The organism is Hymenobacter mellowenesis (genome assembly GCF_030581005.1).
Lineage (GTDB): Bacteria > Bacteroidota > Bacteroidia > Cytophagales > Hymenobacteraceae > Hymenobacter > Hymenobacter mellowenesis.
Genome location: NZ_JAUQSX010000018.1, coordinates 1 through 19,340 on the forward strand (window position 1 = coordinate 1; position 19,340 = coordinate 19,340).

The 19,340-nt window shown below is 61.1% G+C and carries 19 protein-coding genes; 5 read left to right on the plus strand and 14 right to left on the minus strand.

The window, feature by feature from the left end; all coding sequences use genetic code 11:
- Positions 1-156: 156 nt before the first annotated feature.
- Together Q5H92_RS24210 and Q5H92_RS24215 are read right to left on the minus strand one after the other, a co-directional pair.
- The gene (locus Q5H92_RS24210; protein ID WP_305014159.1) at positions 157-879 is read right to left on the minus strand and encodes a DUF6683 family protein; all 723 of its coding nucleotides are present in this window, start codon (positions 877-879) and stop codon (positions 157-159) included.
- Between the two features lie 149 nt (positions 880-1,028).
- Positions 1,029-1,895, minus strand: coding sequence for an SDR family oxidoreductase (locus Q5H92_RS24215; RefSeq protein ID WP_305014160.1), 867 nt, complete (start codon positions 1,893-1,895; stop codon positions 1,029-1,031).
- A 100-nt stretch (positions 1,896-1,995) separates the two neighbouring features.
- On the opposite strand from Q5H92_RS24215, the gene Q5H92_RS24220 reads away from it, so the two are divergent.
- On the plus strand, positions 1,996-2,421 hold the full coding sequence (locus tag Q5H92_RS24220; protein ID WP_305014161.1) for a winged helix-turn-helix transcriptional regulator: 426 nt from the start codon (positions 1,996-1,998) through the stop codon (positions 2,419-2,421).
- Between the two features lie 10 nt (positions 2,422-2,431).
- Here Q5H92_RS24220 and Q5H92_RS24225 read toward each other — a convergent pair whose 3' ends face one another.
- The gene (locus tag Q5H92_RS24225; RefSeq protein WP_305014162.1) at positions 2,432-2,920 is read right to left on the minus strand and encodes a group II truncated hemoglobin; all 489 of its coding nucleotides are present in this window, start codon (positions 2,918-2,920) and stop codon (positions 2,432-2,434) included.
- Between the two features lie 174 nt (positions 2,921-3,094).
- Here Q5H92_RS24225 and Q5H92_RS24230 point away from each other — a divergent pair, with 174 nt between their 5' ends.
- Positions 3,095-5,329, plus strand: coding sequence for a xanthine dehydrogenase family protein molybdopterin-binding subunit (locus Q5H92_RS24230; RefSeq protein ID WP_305014163.1), 2,235 nt, complete (start codon positions 3,095-3,097; stop codon positions 5,327-5,329).
- 218 nt (positions 5,330-5,547) lie between these two features.
- On the opposite strand, the gene Q5H92_RS24235 is transcribed toward Q5H92_RS24230, so the two are convergent.
- From Q5H92_RS24235 to Q5H92_RS24245, 3 genes are all read right to left on the minus strand, one after another.
- Entirely contained in the window at positions 5,548-6,111 is a 564-nt protein-coding gene (locus tag Q5H92_RS24235; protein WP_305014164.1) for a DUF4890 domain-containing protein, read from the minus strand.
- Between the two features lie 118 nt (positions 6,112-6,229).
- Positions 6,230-6,643, minus strand: a complete 414-nt coding sequence (locus Q5H92_RS24240; protein ID WP_305014165.1) for a hypothetical protein — start codon at positions 6,641-6,643, stop codon at positions 6,230-6,232.
- 219 nt (positions 6,644-6,862) lie between these two features.
- Positions 6,863-7,267, minus strand: coding sequence for a hypothetical protein (locus Q5H92_RS24245; RefSeq protein ID WP_305014166.1), 405 nt, complete (start codon positions 7,265-7,267; stop codon positions 6,863-6,865).
- Between the two features lie 328 nt (positions 7,268-7,595).
- Here Q5H92_RS24245 and Q5H92_RS24250 point away from each other — a divergent pair, with 328 nt between their 5' ends.
- Positions 7,596-9,152 (plus strand): M28 family metallopeptidase, encoded by a 1,557-nt coding sequence (locus tag Q5H92_RS24250; RefSeq protein WP_305014167.1) that lies wholly within the window; start codon positions 7,596-7,598, stop codon positions 9,150-9,152.
- A gap of 141 nt (positions 9,153-9,293) precedes the next feature.
- Here Q5H92_RS24250 and Q5H92_RS24255 read toward each other — a convergent pair whose 3' ends face one another.
- From Q5H92_RS24255 to Q5H92_RS24275, 5 genes are all read right to left on the minus strand, one after another.
- Positions 9,294-9,611, minus strand: a complete 318-nt coding sequence (locus Q5H92_RS24255; RefSeq protein WP_305014168.1) for a hypothetical protein — start codon at positions 9,609-9,611, stop codon at positions 9,294-9,296.
- Positions 9,612-9,663: 52 nt separating this feature from the next.
- Entirely contained in the window at positions 9,664-10,521 is an 858-nt protein-coding gene (locus Q5H92_RS24260) for a dienelactone hydrolase family protein (protein ID WP_305014169.1), read from the minus strand.
- A gap of 37 nt (positions 10,522-10,558) precedes the next feature.
- Complete coding sequence (locus Q5H92_RS24265) at positions 10,559-10,930, minus strand: cupin domain-containing protein (protein WP_305014170.1); 372 nt, start codon at positions 10,928-10,930, stop codon at positions 10,559-10,561.
- A 177-nt stretch (positions 10,931-11,107) separates the two neighbouring features.
- The gene (locus tag Q5H92_RS24270) at positions 11,108-12,049 is read right to left on the minus strand and encodes a GNAT family N-acetyltransferase (protein WP_305014171.1); all 942 of its coding nucleotides are present in this window, start codon (positions 12,047-12,049) and stop codon (positions 11,108-11,110) included.
- A 14-nt stretch (positions 12,050-12,063) separates the two neighbouring features.
- Complete coding sequence (locus Q5H92_RS24275) at positions 12,064-12,312, minus strand: Kazal-type serine protease inhibitor domain-containing protein (protein ID WP_305014172.1); 249 nt, start codon at positions 12,310-12,312, stop codon at positions 12,064-12,066.
- Between the two features lie 243 nt (positions 12,313-12,555).
- Between Q5H92_RS24275 and Q5H92_RS26745 the strand changes: the two genes are divergently transcribed.
- Both Q5H92_RS26745 and Q5H92_RS24285 read left to right on the plus strand, forming a co-directional pair.
- On the plus strand, positions 12,556-12,993 hold the full coding sequence (locus tag Q5H92_RS26745) for a CsbD family protein (RefSeq protein WP_369811175.1): 438 nt from the start codon (positions 12,556-12,558) through the stop codon (positions 12,991-12,993).
- A 126-nt stretch (positions 12,994-13,119) separates the two neighbouring features.
- Positions 13,120-13,464 (plus strand): YtxH domain-containing protein, encoded by a 345-nt coding sequence (locus Q5H92_RS24285; protein ID WP_305014173.1) that lies wholly within the window; start codon positions 13,120-13,122, stop codon positions 13,462-13,464.
- A gap of 379 nt (positions 13,465-13,843) precedes the next feature.
- Here Q5H92_RS24285 and lysS read toward each other — a convergent pair whose 3' ends face one another.
- From lysS to Q5H92_RS24300, 3 genes are all read right to left on the minus strand, one after another.
- Entirely contained in the window at positions 13,844-15,394 is a 1,551-nt protein-coding gene (lysS, locus tag Q5H92_RS24290; protein WP_305014174.1) for a lysine--tRNA ligase, read from the minus strand.
- 229 nt (positions 15,395-15,623) lie between these two features.
- Positions 15,624-16,712: a hypothetical protein gene (locus tag Q5H92_RS24295; protein ID WP_305014175.1), complete on the minus strand. Its 1,089-nt coding sequence runs from the start codon at positions 16,710-16,712 to the stop codon at positions 15,624-15,626.
- A gap of 272 nt (positions 16,713-16,984) precedes the next feature.
- A complete protein-coding gene (locus tag Q5H92_RS24300; protein ID WP_305014176.1) occupies positions 16,985-19,162 on the minus strand; it encodes a carboxy terminal-processing peptidase in 2,178 nt (725 codons plus the stop codon).
- Positions 19,163-19,340: the final 178 nt, after the last annotated feature.

A 19,340-nucleotide genomic window follows, 5' to 3' on the forward strand; every position in this document is an offset into this window, starting at 1 on the left:
TCTAAGCTATCCAGAAGGACCGCCTGGCCCTCCCGGCGTCGGCGCGCCGGAGCCGCCCCGCACGCATTAGTACTTACTCGCTCCGGCGCTAAAGATGCTTCGGCTGCGCGGACGCCAGATGGGCATGACGTTCCTCTCCTCTATGTCAAGCTAACCCTACCGCTTGGCGAAGCCCTGCGTCGTGAGCTTCAATTGGCTCAAATCGAGGCCGAAGCCAGTGCGGAAGTTTTGGGCAACAGTGTTGCGGTAAGCCGGGTAAGCCTTCTGCTTCACGGCCGACTGCCAACCGCCTTGTAAAATGACGGTTTGCAACTTTAGCTCTTCGCCAAATTTGGCCGCGGCGAGCGGGTCGTCGGGCTTAAAGTTGGGGTTTTGGGCCAGAATATTGGCCACCTGCGCGCGGACGCCCCGCGCCAGGGGCGGGCCGATGGCCTTGTCGTCCTGCAGGTTGTGCACAATGGCGTAGCCCATCAGCAGGTAGCATGCCATGGCGTCGGCGGCATCGGTGGCGCGCAGGCCGGTGCCTTTGATGATTTCGGCGTAGGTCTGGTCGTAATCGTACTTGCCAGGGCCGAATACTGACGCCAGCGCACTGGCGCCGGTCGGGTTGGTCGGCTTCAACTGCTCCACGGCCCGCTCCACGGTTTGCTCGCGCATGGCGGGCGAAGGGCGGTAGGAATAGCTGGGCGCCGCCTTGGCCGAAACCGCGTTGCCGCCTTTGGCCGCGGCAGCACGTTTTTCCAGGTCGTATTGCACGGCTGCGCCGCCGGTCCAGCCGGTCATCAGCGTCATGTCGAGGGCCGGGCCAACCTGGCCGTGGCTTCGGAAAAGGGGACCGAGCAGCAGGGCGCCGCTGAGCACAAGCGGGAGGATTTTCATACAGCAAGCAGGCTGATAGCCAGATTGGTGAACACACTGCCTACGATTGATGCGGGGGAGAAGTTGGCAAATGCCCCACGCCAAAGCCTCCGGCCAGCGGCACACTGGCCGCTGACCGGAGGCTTGCTCACGCTGCCAAAGTAGCCGGATTATTTGCCGTAAACCGACTTCAGGTAGGTTTTTAAATCCGTGGGCTTGCGGCCGAGCAACTGCTCGAATGTGGGGCTGGGAGCGTTGAACTCGTTGTCTTTCATGGCCTGGGTCATGCCCACCATCAGGTCGATGAAGGGCTGGGGCACCTGGTGCTGGCGCAGGGTGGCGGCCAGCTCTTCGCCCGTGATGGGCACGTACTCCACGGGTTGGCCGGCGGCTTCGCTCAGGCCGGCGGCAATGTCCTGGATGGAATAGGCCGGGCCGGGCGCAATGTCGTAGGTTTGGTTGTCGTGGCCTTTGGAAGCCAGTACATTGGCTAAAGCCTCGCCGATTTCTTCGCGCAGAGCGTAGCTCACCTTACCGTCGCCCAATGTGGAGTAGAGCTTACCGCTGGGCAGCGTGCCTTCGCCCACCAGCATCGGGATGATGTCGAGGTAGAGCGTGTTGCGGAAAATGGTGTACGTCAGGCCCGAGTCCTTCAGGTATTGTTCGGTGGAAAAGTGACCGGGCGACGCGCCGAAGGCCGATTCCGGCGACGGATTGACCACGCTGGTGTACACGATGTGGCGTACGCCGGCCTGCTGGGCGGCATCAATCACGTTCTTATGCTCACGCAGCCGGGCGTTGTATTCCAGCTCGCTGGTCGAGATGAGCAGCACGGTTTCGACGCCCTGGAAGGCCGCTAGCAGGCTGGCGGGGTCGTTGTAGTCGCCTTGGCGCACGACTATGCCCTGCGGGAGGGTGCTGGCGGCCTTTTGTGGGTCGCGCACCACGGCCACGATTTCGGAAGGAGCAATTTTGGCCGCGAGGGCTTTGGTGGTGGCGAGGCCGAGGTGGCCAGTGGCGCCGGTGATGGCAATCATAGAGTTGGGAGTTAAAGGGCCAATGGTTACTTTTGGTAACTCAAAGGTATTCGGCCCTTTTGCTCCGGCGCAAGAAGGCATTAATTTCTGCCCAAGGCACATGGAAGTAACTGTTGTTGACAATCAGGCCGCTGAAGTTCGGGCTGCCGCCAAAAAAATTATCACCGTGCCGGCCTTCGGCTTCGGCCTCTGCCCCGTGCGCGACATCTTGGACCGCTTCGGCGACAAATGGTCCTTGCTGTCCATTCTGCACCTGGGCAGCACCGACAGCCTGCGCTTCAACGAGTTGCGCAAGCGCATCGACGGCATTTCGCAGCGAATGCTCACCGTCACGCTCCGGGCGCTGGAGGCCGACGGGCTGGTGCAGCGCACGGTGTATGCCGAGGTGCCGCCCCGCGTAGAGTACGCCCTCACGGAGCTGGGCCAAAGCCTACTGGGCGCCGTAATTGAGTTTGGCAACTGGGCCTCTGCCCACGCCCCGGCCATTGCCGAAGCCCGGCAGCGGGGAGCATTAGCCGCCGCGTAAGTGCCCTGAATTAGCCCTGGTATGGGCCGCCGGGCTCACCCCAGCCCCAGCGCGGCATGGGGGCGTCGGTCGCTACGCCTACCTCGCCGGTGGTGTTGGAATTGATGACGGCAATGCGGGTGCCCCACTCCAGGTAGGCCACGAAGGCGGAGCGGAATTCCGGGTCGTCGGGCAGGGCCAGCTCATCGGCCGTTTCCAGCAGCAGGTGCACCCAGCGCCGCCGGTGCTGTTCGGTAAGATGCCGCGAAAAGTGCTTTTGAATCATCTGGAAATGGCTGCCTTCGGTGGCGCTGTACTGAGCCGGGCCGCCGAATACCTCGGCCAGAAAATGCGCGACGTGCATCGAATGGTTGGGCGCCATGTGCCGGAAAATGGGCTCCAGCAGCTCATCCTGAAACACTTTCTGGTAAAACGCGGCCGTGAGGTTTTCGAAAGCGGGCATGCCGCCGGCCCATTCGTAGAGCGTAGGCACCGGTTTAGTATCGGAGGAAGGAAGCATGACGGCCGGACGGTTGGGATTGTTCGCTAAATCTAGGCAGGAAGCGGCCTTTTCCGCTCGCTGCCAAGGCCCTGGCGCGTGACAATAAGGCGCGGGTGTACCTCGCGTGGTGAGCTGTGCCGCTGAAACGCGCGCTTGTGGCTGTCGTACAGCCAAAGCCTTTTGCCTCACTCCATGGAAAACCCTTCGCCCCCAACGCCCAGCACCGGCCAGCCACTCAACCGCGTAGATGGCCGCCAGAAAGTGACCGGCCAGGCCCGCTACGCGGCCGAGTACGCCCTGCCGGACTGCGCGCATGGCGTGCTGGTGTGCAGCGCCATTGCCCGGGGCCGCATCCGGCGGCTTGACGTGGCCGCGGCCGAGCAGGCGCCCGGCGTGCTCCGCATCGTATCGCACCTGAACGCGCCCAAAGCGCCCGGCTACCTGAGCGCCGAAACTGCCAAAAACCCGCGTGTGGAAGGCCAGGAAATCAAGGTTTTCTTCGATGACCAGCTGCATTTCAGCAACCAGCCCGTGGCGCTGGCCGTGGCCGAAACCCTGGAGCAGGCCCAGCACGCCGCCTCGCTCATTCGGGTCGAATACGAAACTGCCCCGCACCAGACGGACCTGGCGAAAAGCCTGGCCCAGAACCTCACCCCGAAAAAAGAGGGCGAGTACCTGCGCGGCCAGCCCGACGCCTACAAAACGGCCCCGGTCCACATCGAGCAGGAATACCGCACACCTTTGCAGGTGCACCACCCCATGGAAATGCACGCCGTGGTGGCGCTTTGGGAAGGCGAGAAGCTGACGGTGTACACCAAAACGCAGGGGCCGAAGCTGGCTCAGCAGGACTTGATGCGGATGTTTCAATTGCCGGCCGAGAGCGTGCGGGTGCATTCGGAGTTTGTGGGCGGGGCGTTCGGGGGCTCGTCGCGCATCTGGCCGCCGGAAGTGGCGGCCATTCTGGCGGCCAAGCTGGTGGGGCGCCCGGTGAATCTCATGAACCGGCGCGAGCACGAGTTCAACCAGGTGGGCTACCGGCCGCAGTCCATCCAGCGCATCGGCCTCGGCGCCCAGGCCGATGGCACGCTGGTGGGCCTCACGCACCGGGCCTATGGGAGCACCTCGCGCCACGAGCAGTTTGTGGAGCGCATCGTGCACCCCACCAAAACGGCTTATGCGGTGCCCAACCTCAACACCCACTACCGCCTCGTGCCCCTCGACCTGAGCACGCCCGCCTGGACGCGCGGCCCCGGCGAAACCAGCGGCTCCTTTGCCCTCGAAAGCGCCATGGACGAACTGGCCGTGGCCCTGCAAATGGACCCGCTGGCTTTGCGCCTGAAAAACTACGCCGACCACGACCCCGACTCCGGCAAGCCCTGGAGCAGCAAGCATCTGCGCCAGTGCTACGAGCGCGGCGCCGCGCTCTTCGGCTGGAGCAAGCGGACGCCCGCGCCGCGCTCCATGCAGGCCGACGGCTACCTGGTGGGTTGGGGCATGAGCACCGGCATCTACAAATCGGAGCGCAACGCCGCCACCGCCCGCGCCCGCCTGCTGCCCGACGGCACCCTGCTGGTTCAAAGCGCCACCGCTGACACTGGCCCCGGTACCGCCACCATCATGACGCAGATTGCGGCCGACGCCAGCGGCATGCCCGCCGCTAGTATCCGCTTCGAGCTGGGCGAATCGGCGCTGCCGGAGGCGCCCTTGCAGGCCGGCTCGCACACGGCCACCTCGGTGGGCACGGCGGTGCACGAAGTGTGCGCCGCCCTGAAAAAGCAGCTGCTGGATTTGGCCGTGCGCGTGCCTGGCAAGGCGCTGGGCAAGGTAAAAGCCGAAGAATTATCGGCCGAAAACGGCTTTGTCATTTCTCTCAAAAAGAACGGCCGGCGCCTGAGCTACGGCGAGGTGCTGAAGCAGCACGGGCTGCCCGCGCTGGACGTGACGCAGAAAGCCGAAGAATCGCCGGAGATGAAAAACTACATCGGTAAGTCGTTCTGCGCCAATTTCGTGGAGGTGCGAGTGCATCCGCTCACGCGCGAGGTGCGGGTGAGCCGCGTGGTGAGCGTGGTGGATGCCGGCCGGGTGCTCAACGCCAAAACCGCCCGCAGCCAAGTGCTGGGCGCCGTGGTGTGGGGCATCGGAATCGCCCTGCTCGAAGAAGCCCGCCTCGACCACCGCTACGGCCGCGTGGTGAACCACGACCTGGCCGACTACCACCTGCCCACAAACGCCGACGTACCCGCCATCGAAGTCGAATTCATCAACGAGCCCGACCCGGTGCTTGACCCCATCGGCGCCAAAGGCCTGGGCGAAATCGGCCTCGTGGGCTTCACCGCCGCCGTGGCCAACGCCGTGTACCACGCCACCGGCCGGCGCGTGCGCGAGTTGCCCATCACGCCGGATAAGCTGACGGGGCCGCTGGCGTGAGGATGAGTAGGGCAATAAATGAGTAGGGAAATAATAGAACGGTCATGCTGAGCGTAGCCGAAGCATCTCTACCACGCAAGTATTCATTTACTAAAGCGGTAGAGATGCTTCGGCTACGCTCAGCATGACGTTCTTTTTCCCCTACTCTACCAATAAACCACAAAAAAGCCCCGGCCAATCGGCCGGGGCTTTTGCTTGACTCAGCCAGATTCACCGGCTTAGTTCTCGGTTTTCATCTTCACTCCGTCGGCTTTGGTTTTCACCTTGTCGCCTTTCACTTTGACTTTTTCGCCGTCGTCGGTTTTGGCTTTCATCTTTTCGATGCTCTCGCCATCAACGGGACGGCCGTCCATTCCGGGGCCACCCATGCCGGGGCCGCGGCCGCCGCGGTTCATGCGGTTGGCCTCCATGGTGGTGTATTTGGTGTACTGGTCGGCGGTCAGCACTTCTTTGAATTGGGCGTCGTACTTGGTGCGGCTGGCTTGCATCTGTTCGCGCATTTTGTCGCGGTCGCCGCCGGCCTGGCCGCGCATGGCCTGCATTTCCTGGCCGCGGGCCATCATGATTTGCTGCACTTTGGCCGACTGGTCGGCGCTGAGGCCGAGCTCCTGGGTCATGCGCTCGGTCTGGCGCTTGGCCATTTCCTCGGGGTTGCCTTGCATGCGGCCGCCGCCTTGCATGCCACCTTGCATACCGCCGGCATCGCCGGAGGTGGTTTGGGCAGCAGCGCTGCCAATGGTGATGGCGCAGGCGGCCAACAGGAGCAACAGGGACTTTTTCATCGTTAAGAGTTGAAATGATTGGGGGTGAGAAACAGGTAACGGAAAGACGTTGTACGAGAAAGCCCCGACGAGAGTAATCAAGTGGGACTTTTCGTGTCAGTTCGGACGGATGCGCGGCTTAGCGGCGGCCGTCGTTGCGGTGGGCGGCTTCCCAGCGGGCGCGTTCTTCGTTGGTCACGCGGTGCTTTTTGTCGAAGCCATAGTTAAAATCCTTGTCGTTGCGGTCGTCGCGCTTGTCGTACTTGCGGTCGTTTTTTTCGTCGCGCTTGTCGTCTTTGCGGTCTTCCTTGCGGTCGCGCTTGTCTTCTTTGCGGTCGTTGCGGTGGGCTTCTTCCCAGCGCTTGCGCTCGTCGGGCGTCACGCGGTGCTTCTTGTCGAAACCGTAGTTGAAATCCTTGTCGTTGCGGTCGTTCAGCCGGTCGTAGGGATTCTGTTGAATGGTGGCAGAAGCGCTGGCCGTAGTCGGCGCGGCCATGGCGGTGCTGGCCATCAGGCTGGCCGCTGCGAGGATGGAAAGGAGGGAGGTTTTCATGGCGTTGATTGGGGGGTGAATGTGAATGGTGAAAACGTGGGTGGTAAGGAGGCAACTCCGGCGTGAATGGCCCCGACACATGAGTGTCGGAGGCTACATCAGCTGAAGATTCTACAGAGGTAACGGCAAACGTGCGGCCGAAAGCGGGCGCTGGGAAATAAGCTGGACCAAGAGGCCCGATTCGTCGCCCAATTCCGGCTTTAGCCCGGGCCGGGCCGATTAGCGGTGGCCGTATTGGCGCTGGCCGCGCTGCTGGGCTTCGCGCTGAGCCCGGATTTGGGCTTCGCGCTGAGCGCGCTGCTGGGCTTCCCAGCGGGCACGTTCCTGGGCCGTTACGCGGTGGTTGCGCTCAAAGCCGTAGTTCTGGTTGCGGTCGAAGTGGTCGTCGTCGCGGTCGTTGCGGCGGTCGTCATCGCGGCGGTTATCGTTGCGGTGGGCGGCTTCCCAGCGGGCTTTTTCGGCATTGCTTACGCGGTGGTTACGGTCGTAGCCATAGTTGAAATCTTTGCTGTTGCGGTCGTCGCGGCCATCGTTGCGGTGGTCGAAAGGCCCCTCGGCGGCGAAAGCGGCGGAGGAAGTGAAGAGGGCAGCGGCGGCGATGATGGAAAACAAGGAAGCTTTCATGGTTTCTAGCTGAAGAGAGGTGAGGAGTGGGGTTGAGAAAGGCCGGGCTCGGCGGCTGCAGGCAGCGGGCCCCGGAGGTGAGAATCGCCTCAGCCTGCCAGGGTATTTGCAAACCATCGGCCGAACTGCGGCCAAAAAAGCCGATGTGGACGGGTAGGCGCCGAGCGCCGACCAACCGGCGCTATTGCCAGACCGAGCCACGGAAAGCATCTCGTGCAATGGCGCGGAAAGCCGGTTTTCAAACCGTTCGGGCCTGCTGCGCGCCGTCGTCCGCGCCCCGTTTTGCTTACCTTAGGCCAATTAAAAACGCCCACTCAAGCCCTTTCCAATGAACAAACTGATGCTCCTGACCCTGGCCGGCACGCTGGCGACGGCGGCGCCCGCCCAGGCCCAAACTGCCGAAAAGCTCGACGCGGCGGCCCTCGCCAAAATCCGTGACGAAGGCATGAACCGCTCCCAGGTGATGCAAACCGCCTTTTACCTTACCGACGTCAACGGCCCGCGCCTCGCCAACTCCGACGGCCTGAAGCGCGCCAACGAGTGGACCAAAGCCCAGCTCGCCAAATACGGCCTTGCCAACGCCAACATCGAAGCCTGGGGCGACTTCGGCCGCGGCTGGGACATTGAGAAGTCGTACGTGGCCATGACGGCGCCTTACTACCACGCCCTGGTAGGCATCCCCAAGGCCTGGACGCCCAGCACGCCCGGCCCCGTGCGCAAGCAAGTGGTGGTGATGAAAGCCGCCACCGAGGCCGACCTGGCCCAGTACAAAGGTCAGCTGCGCGATAAAATTGTGGTGATGAGCGTGGCCGCGCCCCTTAAGCCCGCCACCGAAGGCGCCATCCGCCGCTACTCCGACGAGGACTTGAAAAAGATGGCCGAGCCGGCCGCTGCTTCCACTAGGCCCACCCCCGATGCCACCATGCTGGCCTCGCGCAAGGCCATGGTGGCCATGCGTACCGCCTTGGCCGACATGCTGGTGAGCGAAGGCGCGGCCGGCGTGCTCAGCGCCCGCGGCGGCATCTACGGCACCTTCAACACCAGCAACGGCGCGCCCTACGCGGCCGATGCCAAGCCCGCGCTGCCCGAAATCGAAACCGCGCCCGAAGACCAGCTGCGCATCATCCGGCTGGTAGAAGCCGGCGTGCCGGTGGAGGTGGAAATGGAAACTAAAACCCGCTTCCAGACCCAGGACTTGAAAGGCTACAACGTGGTGGCCGAAATCCCCGGCACCGACAAAAAGCTGAAATCTGAAGTCGTCATGCTCGGCGGCCACCTCGACTCCTGGCACGCCGCCACCGGCGCCACTGATAATGCCGCCGGCTGCGCCGTGATGATGGAGGCCGTCCGCATCCTCAAGGCCAGCGGCCTGAAGCCGCGCCGCACCATCCGCATCGCGCTGTGGGGCGAGGAGGAGGAGGGCCTGCACGGCTCGCGCGGCTACGTGAAAAACCACTTCGCCGACCCCGCCACCATGCAGCTCAAGCCCGAGCACGAGAAGCTGGCCGCCTACTTCAATCTCGACAACGGCGCCGGCAAAATCCGGGGCATCTACGCCCAGGGCAACGAGGCCGCGGCGCCCATCTTCCAGCAGTGGCTCGCGCCCTTCGCCGACCTCGGCGCCAGCACCGTGACGCTGCGCAACACCGGCAGCACCGACCACATCGCCTTTGACGCCGTGGGCCTGCCCGGCTTCCAGTTCATTCAGGACGGCCTCGACTACTTCCCCACCACTCACCACACCAACCAGGATACCTACGACCGCCTCATCGCCGACGACCTGAAACAAGCGTCCGTGGTCGTGGCCAGCTTCGTCTACGACGCCGCCATGCGCGACCAGAAGCTGCCCCGCAAACCGCTGCCCGCACCAGCCGAGCCCCAATAGGGAGCTAACGGGCGCCTCTCCCCCGGCCCCTCTCCTCAGGGAGAGGGGAGCCTGACGATTCCGATAGGAGCATAGCCGGTGCCCCCTCTCCTTTGGGAGAGGGGGTCAGGGGGTGAGGCGCCCGTTCGCACCTAATAGAAATTACTCCACCAGCCCCAGCGTGCGAGTCAGTCCGTTCTTCGGAATGCTCACTTTCAGGCTCTGGTCGCCGGATTCCGAGCGTTTACGGCGGCGGTCCACGATGTCCTGTACCTTGCTTTTACCGTCGGAACTGCGCGAAAATAGTGCCGCAGCTACGTCCGTCACCAGCGACACGGCGCGGGGCACGGCCACCGTCACTTCCTGATAATCAGGGTCGATGGCCGGCGGCCCCTTGGGGGCCGATTGGCTTTGGGCCATGCTGCTGGTGGCTTTGAATGCCAGGGCAGCGAAGAGAAGGGGTAGCTTCTTGCGCGACATGAGTACCGGTCGATACCACAAAGATGCCGCTAAAACCGCTGCGGTTGCCCAACTATCCCAGTTTTTCCTTGAATAGTTTCAGGGTGCGGTCCCAGGCCAGCTTGGCGGCTTCGGCGTTGTAGCGGGCCGGCGAGGTGTCGTTGTTGAAGGCGTGGTTGGCGCCCTCGTACACGTACAGCTCATACTTGGTGCCGGCCGCTTTCAGGGCCGCCTCGTAGGCCGGAATGCCGGCGTTGATGCGCGTGTCGAGCCCGCCGTAGTGTAGCAGCATCGCGGCTTTAATTTTGGGCACGTCCTCGGCCTTGGGTTGGGCGCCGTAGTAGGCCACACCGGCATCGAGTTTGGGGTCGTGCACGGCCAGCTGATTCACCAGGCCGCCGCCCCAGCAGAAGCCCACGGCGCCGGTGCGGCCGTTGCAGTCGGGCCGGCCGCGCAGGTAGGTGAGGGCCGCGAGGTAATTGTTCAGGTTTTTCAGCGGGTCGAGCTGGCCGATGAGCTTCCGGCCTTCGTCCTCGTCAGTCGGCGTGCCGCCCACCACGCTCAGCGCGTCCACGCCCAGCGCCAGGTAGCCGGCCTGCGCCACGCGCCGCGTCACGTCCTTGATGTGCGGCGTCAGGCCCCGGTTTTCGTGGATGACCACCACAGCACCGCGCTTTTTCTTGCCTTTCGGATGCACCAGGTAGCCTTTTACAGTGGCGCCGTCGCCGGGCCAGCTCACTTCTTCGGTTTCCAGGTTGTCGTCCTCCGGCGCCACGGTGGCGGCGGCCGCGTAGCCGGGCTCCAGTATCGAGAGCGCCGAAAAGGCCAGGGCGGTGCCGCCGGCCAGTTTCACCAGCCGCTCCATGAAAACCTTACGGGACAGCGGGGCGTGGGTGTATTCGTCGAAGAGGTCGATGATGCGTTGGTCCATAGCTCGAAAGGTACTGGTTTAGCAGGAAATACGAGGGTTATTCGGCTTCGCGGTTCACCGTGTCCGGGCTGAAGGCCGGCACGCAGATGGACCAGTATTCGCACTCTTCCTCAAACGGGTTGGAGTAGCGCACCCGCGCCCCGCCCTTTATCAGCAAAGCCTGCCCGGCCTGCAATTCCACCACGTCGCCGTCGATTTCAAACCGCTTCCGGCCGCGCACCACAATGGTGATTTCGTCGAAACTGGGCGTCTGGTGCGGCTCGCTCCAGTGCGGTGGGGCCACCATGTGCGCCAGGCTGTAGGCCGAGGTACCGGTGCTGGCACCACCCACATGCTCTTCAATGAGCTTGCCATCGGTGGTGGGCACCACGAAAGGGGAGGGGTTGAGAACGTAGCGTTTTTCGGACATGAATTTGAGAGGAGGAGGAACGAGTAAGTGAATGAACCAAAAGGACGTCATGCTCATCTAGCGTCCGCGCAGCCGAAGCATTTCTACCGCAATACTAATCCAGACGCTAAAAGTTAGTCTGGCGGTAGAGATGCTTCGGCTGCACTCAGCATGACCAATTTTAATACATTACAACTGCTACGGCCGAAGCTTCTCCAGCAGCTCAAAAGCACGAGAATTATACTTCCACACAAAGAAATACGGCGTCTGCACCGCCCCAAACTGCACCCGGATGCGCTCTACAGCTGGCAGCATGCTGCCCTCAAAGTCGAAGCAAGCCAGCCCCAGCACCTCGCTGGCATAGCGAATGGCCTCCCAAATCAGCAGGATGCCCGCGCCGCTGTCGCGCAGAGCCGGGTCGTCGCCAGCCAAGTGGTAATAGGCCGCCTGCTGGTCCCAAATCAGGTAGGAAGCCGAATGCACCCGCCCCTGCGCATCCACGGCGAAAAAAAACTGCCGGGCGTCATGGGTCGCCAGCGCCGCATCGTGCCGCTGGAACTGCGCCCAGGAATAAGGCATGGGCAGGCCCTGCCGGTCGAAGCTCATCTTATTGAGCGCATAAAACCGTTCGGCACCGAGGTTATGCACCACCTGCACCTGCTCGCGCGCCTTCTGCAGGTTGCGCCGGATGTTGCGGTTGATGCCGGCCTCAAGCTGGGCCAGGTTGTGCAGGCCGTTGAGGCGGTAGGTGTAGTAGGTGGTTTGGCGGAATTGCTGCCAATAAAAGGGCAGCCAGTTGGTATTGGTGGGATAGAAATTCTGCTTGAAAGCCGCGAAAGTCGGCAACTGCTTTATCAATTCCTCCAGCAGCAGATGCTCCTTTTTGAGCACGCCCCGAAACTCAGGCAGCACGTACGGCCCCAGCCACTTCACGAACGGCGGCATGGTGGCGTAGCGAAACGGCCCCTTCTGCTTGAAGAAATAAGGCAGCGCCGCCACCACGCGGCCGTTTTCATCAGCCAGCGCCACGTCCCAGGCGCCGCCTCCGCTGCACGCATCCAGGTGCCACGGCTGCGCAAACACCGGCACGTCGGGCGCGGTGCGGCAAAAGTCGCGGTAACGGTCGGAAGCGGTTTGCAACGGGAAAGCGGGGCTTATTTAGGCTGCGTCTCGGGGCAGGGGCCTTTGGTGAAGCTGCGCACGCCCGCGTTGCCGGCCACGCAGGGGTTGGAATAGGTTTTGCCGTCGCAGCCGCACACGGGCTCATACTGCATGGTGCAGATGCCGTCGGGCTTCACCTTCGCGGGGTCGATGCAGTCGGCGCTGGCGGCGGTGGCCGGGGCGTTGCGCTGGCAGGCTGCGGCCAGCAGCAGGGCGGCGTAGAGGAACACGGTCGTTTTCATGATGCCGGGCATAGGGAGGGGCGAATCTACGTCTGTTGGTGCAGAATTGGGCGAGGCGAGCCCGGCAGGGCTCTTTTGACGTGGCCCATTTCGGAAAATTTATTCCTAAGCTCAACCCCTGGCCATGGCCTTCGTATAGGCAGCCAGACCAAACGCGGCGCTAAAACAGAATATTCGATTTTGTGTTCGGGCCGCGCTTCCTCGAAACCTCTTTCACTCATTCACCCTTCATTACCCATTACCATGTCTTACCACGAAGAAGAAAACAACGCCGGTAAAATTCTTTTGGCCGCCCTCGCTGGTGCAGGCGCTGGCATCATCGCCGGCATGCTGCTAGCTCCCGACAAAGGTTCGGCCACGCGCGAAAACTGGAAAGGCGTTGCTTCCAAATACAGCGGCCAGCTCGGCGAGCAGGCTACGAAACTGGGCTCCGACCTCGAAGCTAAATTCAAAGAATATGCCGGCAAGCTCGAAGACCTCGGCGTAACGCTGCCCGGCAGCAGCCTGAAAATTAAAGGCAACTGGGACGAAGTAAAAGGCAAGCTGAAGCAGCAGTACGCTCAGCTGACCGACGAAGACCTGACCTATGCCGACGGCAAAGGCGACGAGCTGGTAGGCAAGCTGCAAGACAAGCTTGGCAAAGGCAAAGCCGAAATCACCAAAATGCTGAATGACCTGTAGGTCTTCCTCAGCCATTAGCTAAAAAGCCCCGCGCCGTAAGACGCGGGGCTTTTTGCTGCCCCCAACAACGCGGCCGGTTTTCGCGTTATGCAATCAATTAAGTATTCCTCTTTTCTTGCAAACCCCATGAAAGACGACAAAGGCAAAGTTATTTTATCGCTCATCGCCGGCGCCACCGCTGGCATTGTGGCTGGCCTGCTGCTGGCCCCCGAAACTGGCGACGAAACCCGTTCCGGCCTCAAGCGCACGGCCTCCAAGTGGAGCGACGACCTCAGCAAGCTTTTCAAAGACACCTTGGCCAAAGCCCAGGGCCAGGCCCCCGGCCACACCAACACCGAAGCCATTGTGCCCGAAGACAAGCAAGCCGCCAATCGCCTCCTCGAAGGCCTCGATGCGCCCGGCAACTACCCGGATGCCGATACCGACTACGACGGCAGCGGTGACGACTTCCGCCACCAGCCGCTGCTGTAGCACCCCAGGCCGAAGAAACATAATTATGGCATTTTCGCCGTCGTTGTAACTTCCCCTAGCTCGTCCCGTAAAACTTCTCACAACCGACTTGAAAGAAGGCCGAAAATATTATCAGTAAAATTGCCGGTCGTAGGAGCTTCTGCTGAAATTGGTCAAACAACTCAGTAGTAAAATCAGACGAATCCATCGCAAGCTTCTGTTAAGAAAAGCGGTTTGAAGGGTAAGAAGGTTGTAAAAAGAAAAGCCCCGCACGACATTTCGTGCGGGGCTTTTCGATTTTCATCGCCTGTCATCCTGAGCGGAGCGAAGGACCTTATCACGGTTGAACGATTGGTTCTGACGTGATAAGGTCCTTCGCTCCGCTCAGGATGACAGGCGACTATTTCTCCTCCTGCTTCTCTTTCTGCACGTTTTCCGGCTTCATCTGCGGGAAAAACAGCACGTCCTGAATAGAGTGCGAGTTGGTCATAATCATGCTCAGGCGGTCGATGCCGATGCCCAGGCCGGCCGTGGGCGGCATGCCATACTCCAAGGCGCGCAGGAAGTCTTCGTCGAGCACCATAGCCTCGGTGTCGCCGCGCTTGCCCAGCTCTAGCTGGTCCTCGAAGCGTTGGCGCTGGTCGATGGGGTCGTTGAGCTCGGAGAAGGCGTTGCAGATTTCCTTGCCGTTGCAGATGGCCTCGAACCGTTCCACCATGCCGGGCCGCTCGCGGTGCTTCTTGGCCAGCGGCGACATCTCCACCGGGTAATCGGTGATGAACGTGGGCTGGATGAGCTTGGGCTCGACATGCTCACCGAAGATTTCGTCGATGATTTTGGCCTTGCCCATGCTGGGGTCGAGGTGCACATTCAGCTCCTGCGCGGTTTCGCGCAGGGCCGCCTCGTCCATCTCACCAATGGCCTTGCCGGTGTACTTCTCAATAGCCTCAAACATGGTGTAGCGCTGCCAGGGCCGCTGGAAGTTGATGACGTTTGCGCCCACCTGCACTTCGGTTTGGCCGTGCAAGGCCATGGCCACGCGCTCCACCATTTCTTCCACCAGGTCCATCATCCAGGCGTAGTCCTTGTAGGCCACGTAGAGCTCCATCTGGGTAAACTCCGGGTTGTGGAAGCGCGACATCCCCTCGTTGCGGAAGTCCTTGCTAAACTCGTACACGCCATCAAACCCGCCCACAATCAGGCGCTTAAGGTACAGCTCGTTGGCAATGCGCAGGTAGAGCGTCATGTCCAGCGTGTTGTGATGGGTGGTGAAGGGCCGGGCCGCCGCGCCGCCGTACAGCGGCTGCAGAATCGGGGTTTCCACCTCCAGGTAGCCCTTGTCGTTCAGGAAATTGCGCATCGACTGCACCAGCTGCGTGCGCTTGATGAAGGTGTCGCGCACGCTGGGATTCACCACCAAATCCACGTAACGCTGGCGGTAGCGCTGCTCGGGGTCGGTGAAGGCGTCGTAGGTGGTCACCTCACCGGTGGTTTCGTCCTTATGGGTTTTCACCACGGGCAACGGGCGTAGCGCTTTCGAGAGCAGCTTCAGCTCCGTCACGTGCACCGAGGTTTCGCCCACCTGCGTTTTGAACACGTGGCCTTTCACCCCAATGAAATCGCCCAAATCGAGCAGCTTCTTGAACACCACGTTGTACAGCGTCTTGTCCTCGCCGGGGCAGATTTCGTCGCGGTTGATATAGAGCTGAATGCGGCCCGACGTGTCCATTAGCTCCGCAAACGAGGCCTTGCCCATCACGCGCGACGACATCAGCCGCCCCGCCAAGGTCACTTCCTGGAAGTTATTCAGTTCCGGGTGGTAGTTGTCATGAATTTCCTTGGCGTAAAACGTCACGTCAAATAATTCCGACGGATACGCTTCGATGCCCAGCTTTTCCAGCTCTTCCAGCTTGTTGCGGCGCAATATTTCTTGTTCGCTCAGGTGTTGCATATAACTTGTCTGGACCACGGATTTACTCGGATTTTTCGGATTCCACGGATTTAGTGGACGACTTTTTCGGCAAATCATGCTGCTTGCGGATTCAAGCAGAAGCGTAGTAATTAAAAGTGAACCGCAAAAGTACGGCACGAAAAAGCCGCCCCGAAACCGGAGCGGCTTTATGATAATATTCACGTCCATAAAATCCGTGGAATCCGAAAAATCCGAGCGAATCCGTGGTTTATGCGGCCATGCGGTACTGCGGGGCCTCGGCATTGATAGCCGGGGCACTCGGCGGCGTGGGTGCCAGCACCGGCTCGACGCGGGTGCGCAAACGCTCTTGCACAAAGCCCGACTGCAGGTGCACTGGCAGCTCGGCCACCAGCTGGCGGTAGCGCTCCAGGCCCAGGGCCTTGGCCACGTAGGTCTCGTGCACGCCGTTGAGGTAGCTCACAATGTTGAGCAGCGAGGCGTGGAACAGGCTGAAATCAATGTCGGCTTCCACGTAGCGCTCAATCTCGCGGGTCGATTCCGAGATGCGCAGGCGGCCCAGCAGGTCGAAGATGGTGGTGTAGCCCAGGCGCCAAGTAATCTGCTGCCAGTGCGCCGCCGTCCACTTATCGAGCGGGCGTCCGGTTTTCTGACTGCGGATGGCCGTGTTGGGGTTGGCCTGCACCTGCGCGCGGGTCCACTGCGCCTTCATCTTGCGCGTGGTGCGCAGGAACTGGCCAATCTGGGCCTGGGCGTCAATCTCCTTGCTGGCAATGTGCAGCCCGGCCTTGTAGCCGGCCAGCGGCAAACGGTGAATGCTAAAGTCGCCGTAAGCACCGGCGGCATAGAACGACACCGGACGCGGGTACGCATTCTTCACCACCAGCCGGCCCACCTCGCGGCGCGTGAGCTGGCTGTTGGTCGAGCGCACGCCCGTGGTGTACAGGAAAGCATGAAGGCCCGACTGAATGGCGTGGTAGGCCTGCGGAAACGTCCAGTGCAGCGCGTTGCGAAGGAAATTCTCGTCGCCCAGCTCGGCCGTGGCGCGCAGCGCGTACTCCGTGCTCCAGCTGGTGTGCAGCAGCTTGGTGAGGGCGGCTACGTCGGCGTCGTTCAGCTCCGCCGTGTGGCTGCGGAAGAACGGCAGGTTCTGCAGTCCGCCGAGCACGTCGTCGTTTTCCTGAATGTGGTAATTGATGGCAAAGAAATAGTTGAGGAAAACCTGCGCCGGAATTGACTTGCGCCAGTTTTCATCAGCCAATTTCTGCTGAAGCTCATCGGCAGGAGCGTCTACCTGCGGGTTGAGCGGAATAATGCGGGTTTCCTCTTGAGTCGTCATGCTAAGTAAACAGCAACAGGCCTGTTTTTAGTTGCCCGATTGCTAATTTTTTTGTCAAATTTACTAATGATTAATAGTGTTGTACAACAGATAATTACATAGATAAGCAAAAAATATTTTCCTGTCGAGCAACTATGGCTATTTGCTAGTGAGGTTGTCATTCTAAAAATGTGCCGAAAAAAGCCCCCGCGCCAGATGGTGCGGGGGCTTTTGTTCAACGAGGTTCTCTTAGCTACTAAGGGACCATTTCCAGCCTTTTGTCAGCCGGTTTCCTATTTCTGCTGGATTTCATCCTGGATTACGGCCACGGCCTCGCCGATGGTAATGTCCTTTTTGAGGCCATTGGTGAGGCGGGCGGCGCGGTTGATGCGAATAGTGTCGCCGCCCAGCGCCCGCAAATCGGCCGCAAGGGGCGAGAAAGCCAGAGCCACGGTCGATTTCTGAGCGGCTTCGTAGCGGTCCGAAATGGCTTTCGACTGCTGCTGCTCGGCCCGGTAGGCGCTGAGCTTGAGCGAAACAGTGGTTTCGTCCTTGCGCTTGCGCATGCTTTTCGCCATCTCATCCATCACCCGAAAGCTGGCGTTGTTGGCCACGCGGGCTTTGCTGGCGGCACGCAGCTTCTCGATGTTGGGCGCATCGCCCCAGGGCTTGTAGCGGGCCGGCTGAATCTCATCCCATTTCAATGGGTAGTCCGATTCCTTTTCGCCATCATCAAGGTAGGAGTAGAGGTCCGGCAGCACGATGTCCGACGCCACCCCTTTGAACTGGGTCGAGCCCCCGTTTATGCGGTAGAACTTCTGCATGGTCAGCTTGAGCGAACCAATGGGCTTCACGCTGTTCAACTCGGGCGGCAGAGCTTCGTCGAGGTCGAATACGCGCTGCACAGTGCCTTTGCCATAAGTGCTGGTCGAGCCCATGATGACGCCGCGGTGGTAGTCCTGCATGGCCGCGGCCAGAATTTCCGACGCCGACGCGCTGTGCTTGTCTACCAGCACCACCAGCGGGCCGCTGTACTGCACGCGGGGGTCGTTGTCGTTCATCACCTTTACTTGGGCGTGAGCTTGGCCGTCGCGCACCTGCACTATCGGCCCAGCGTCCACGAACAGGCCGGCCATCGACACGGCATCGCCGAGTGAACCGCCGCCGTTGAAGCGCAGGTCCAGAATCACGCCTTTCACGCCTTCCGCATTCAGCTTGGCGAGTTCGTTGCGCACATCGTCGGCCGAGTTGCGGCCGCCGTTGTCGCTGAAATCGGCATAGAAGCTGGGCAAGCGCAGGTAGCCAATTTTCTGGCCTTTGTCGGTAATTACCGACGACTGCGCATACTTCTCCTCACTCACCACTACGTCGCGGATGATGGAAATAATTTTGGTGCTGCCGTCAGGCTTCTTCACCGTGAGGCGCACTTCCGACCCTTTCTTGCCCTTAATCAGCGGGATGGCCTTGATGGTGTGCCAGCCCTCAATGCTCACCGGCTCAGCGGCGCCTTGCGCTACTCGCAGCAGGGCGTCGCCCTTTTTTAATTCACCCTGCCGGGCCGCTGGCGAGCCAGGAATGATTTCGTCGACATAAATCAGGGCGTCTTTTTCGCGCAGCGAAGCCCCAATGCCCTCAAAGCGACCAGTCATTTCGTAGTCGAAATCCTCCTTGGCTTTGGGTGCGAAGTACTCCGTGTGCGGGTCGTAAGTATTGGCAATGGCGTTAGCATAGTCAGACAGGCGGTCGTTGGCGTCGGTTTCGCCAAGCTCCTCGAACTGCTCATCGTAGTATTTCAGTACGCGCTTGCGGGCCTCGGCTTCCATTTGGGCGGGCGTCCGCATCGGCTCAGCGGCCGTGGGGGCCGCCGGGGTGGCGGCGCTGGGCGCGGCAGTGGCGCCGGTGGGCTTGGCTTCCTTGGCTTTTTCCTGGGCTTCCATCATTTCCGACACGCGGCTAAGCGTTTCGTACTTCAGCAGCTTGCGCCACAGCTCGCGCTGGGCCGCTTTGTTGGCCGGGAAAGCGGCTTTCTCAAAGTCAGACTGAAAAGATTCGTCGGTGGTGAAGTCGAAGGGCTTGGCCAGCAGCTCGCGGTACAGGCCCTGCATCTCCTTGGTGCGCTGTGCCATGAGCTTGGTGCTCAGGTCCAGAAACTCGTGGCTGCCGCGCTTCACCTGGTCGTCAATTTGGGACTGGTAGCGACGCAAATCTTCCACGTCCGTGGCCAGCAGGAATTGCTTGCGGTAGTCTAGGCGCTTCAGATAGAGATCGAAAACGCGCTTCGAGAAGGCGTCGTCCACTTTTTCGGGTTGGTAGTGCTGCGAGGTGAGGCCACTCATCATGAGGCCAATCAGCACCTGGTCCTTGCTCGGCACCGCCGAGTCGGCCCGGCGGAACAGCCGGTAAGATGCCAGAACAAACACGGCCGTCACCAAAAAGGCATACAGGCCGACCTTCAAGCGGGAGGATGACATTAGCAAAAAATAAAACGGGATGAAATTCAAATATACGGCCGGTGCAATACACCTCCGGGCAGTTTTGCCTGCTTCCGAAACGCCCCGTCCGGGGCAATAAGTGCCCGTTTGGAGAAGCGCCTGAATACTACCTGCTAAGAACTGCCCTCGCCGGCCGAAGGTTGCAACAAAAAAGCCT

What these genes read in the sequence shown, in the direction of transcription:
- Q5H92_RS24210 (WP_305014159.1), bottom strand. Translation starts at nt 879, where the DNA reads ATGAAAATCCTCCCGCTTGTGCTCAGCGGCGCCCTGCTGCTCGGTCCC.
- Q5H92_RS24215 (WP_305014160.1), bottom strand. Translation starts at nt 1,895, where the DNA reads ATGATTGCCATCACCGGCGCCACTGGCCACCTCGGCCTCGCCACCACC.
- Q5H92_RS24220 (WP_305014161.1), top strand. Translation starts at nt 1,996, where the DNA reads ATGGAAGTAACTGTTGTTGACAATCAGGCCGCTGAAGTTCGGGCTGCC.
- Q5H92_RS24225 (WP_305014162.1), bottom strand. Translation starts at nt 2,920, where the DNA reads ATGCTTCCTTCCTCCGATACTAAACCGGTGCCTACGCTCTACGAATGG.
- Q5H92_RS24230 (WP_305014163.1), top strand. Translation starts at nt 3,095, where the DNA reads ATGGAAAACCCTTCGCCCCCAACGCCCAGCACCGGCCAGCCACTCAAC.
- Q5H92_RS24235 (WP_305014164.1), bottom strand. Translation starts at nt 6,111, where the DNA reads ATGAAAAAGTCCCTGTTGCTCCTGTTGGCCGCCTGCGCCATCACCATT.
- Q5H92_RS24240 (WP_305014165.1), bottom strand. Translation starts at nt 6,643, where the DNA reads ATGAAAACCTCCCTCCTTTCCATCCTCGCAGCGGCCAGCCTGATGGCC.
- Q5H92_RS24245 (WP_305014166.1), bottom strand. Translation starts at nt 7,267, where the DNA reads ATGAAAGCTTCCTTGTTTTCCATCATCGCCGCCGCTGCCCTCTTCACT.
- Q5H92_RS24250 (WP_305014167.1), top strand. Translation starts at nt 7,596, where the DNA reads ATGAACAAACTGATGCTCCTGACCCTGGCCGGCACGCTGGCGACGGCG.
- Q5H92_RS24255 (WP_305014168.1), bottom strand. Translation starts at nt 9,611, where the DNA reads ATGTCGCGCAAGAAGCTACCCCTTCTCTTCGCTGCCCTGGCATTCAAA.
- Q5H92_RS24260 (WP_305014169.1), bottom strand. Translation starts at nt 10,521, where the DNA reads ATGGACCAACGCATCATCGACCTCTTCGACGAATACACCCACGCCCCG.
- Q5H92_RS24265 (WP_305014170.1), bottom strand. Translation starts at nt 10,930, where the DNA reads ATGTCCGAAAAACGCTACGTTCTCAACCCCTCCCCTTTCGTGGTGCCC.
- Q5H92_RS24275 (WP_305014172.1), bottom strand. Translation starts at nt 12,312, where the DNA reads ATGAAAACGACCGTGTTCCTCTACGCCGCCCTGCTGCTGGCCGCAGCC.
- Q5H92_RS26745 (WP_369811175.1), top strand. Translation starts at nt 12,556, where the DNA reads ATGTCTTACCACGAAGAAGAAAACAACGCCGGTAAAATTCTTTTGGCC.
- Q5H92_RS24285 (WP_305014173.1), top strand. Translation starts at nt 13,120, where the DNA reads ATGAAAGACGACAAAGGCAAAGTTATTTTATCGCTCATCGCCGGCGCC.
- lysS (WP_305014174.1), bottom strand. Translation starts at nt 15,394, where the DNA reads ATGCAACACCTGAGCGAACAAGAAATATTGCGCCGCAACAAGCTGGAA.
- Q5H92_RS24295 (WP_305014175.1), bottom strand. Translation starts at nt 16,712, where the DNA reads ATGACGACTCAAGAGGAAACCCGCATTATTCCGCTCAACCCGCAGGTA.
- Q5H92_RS24300 (WP_305014176.1), bottom strand. Translation starts at nt 19,162, where the DNA reads ATGTCATCCTCCCGCTTGAAGGTCGGCCTGTATGCCTTTTTGGTGACG.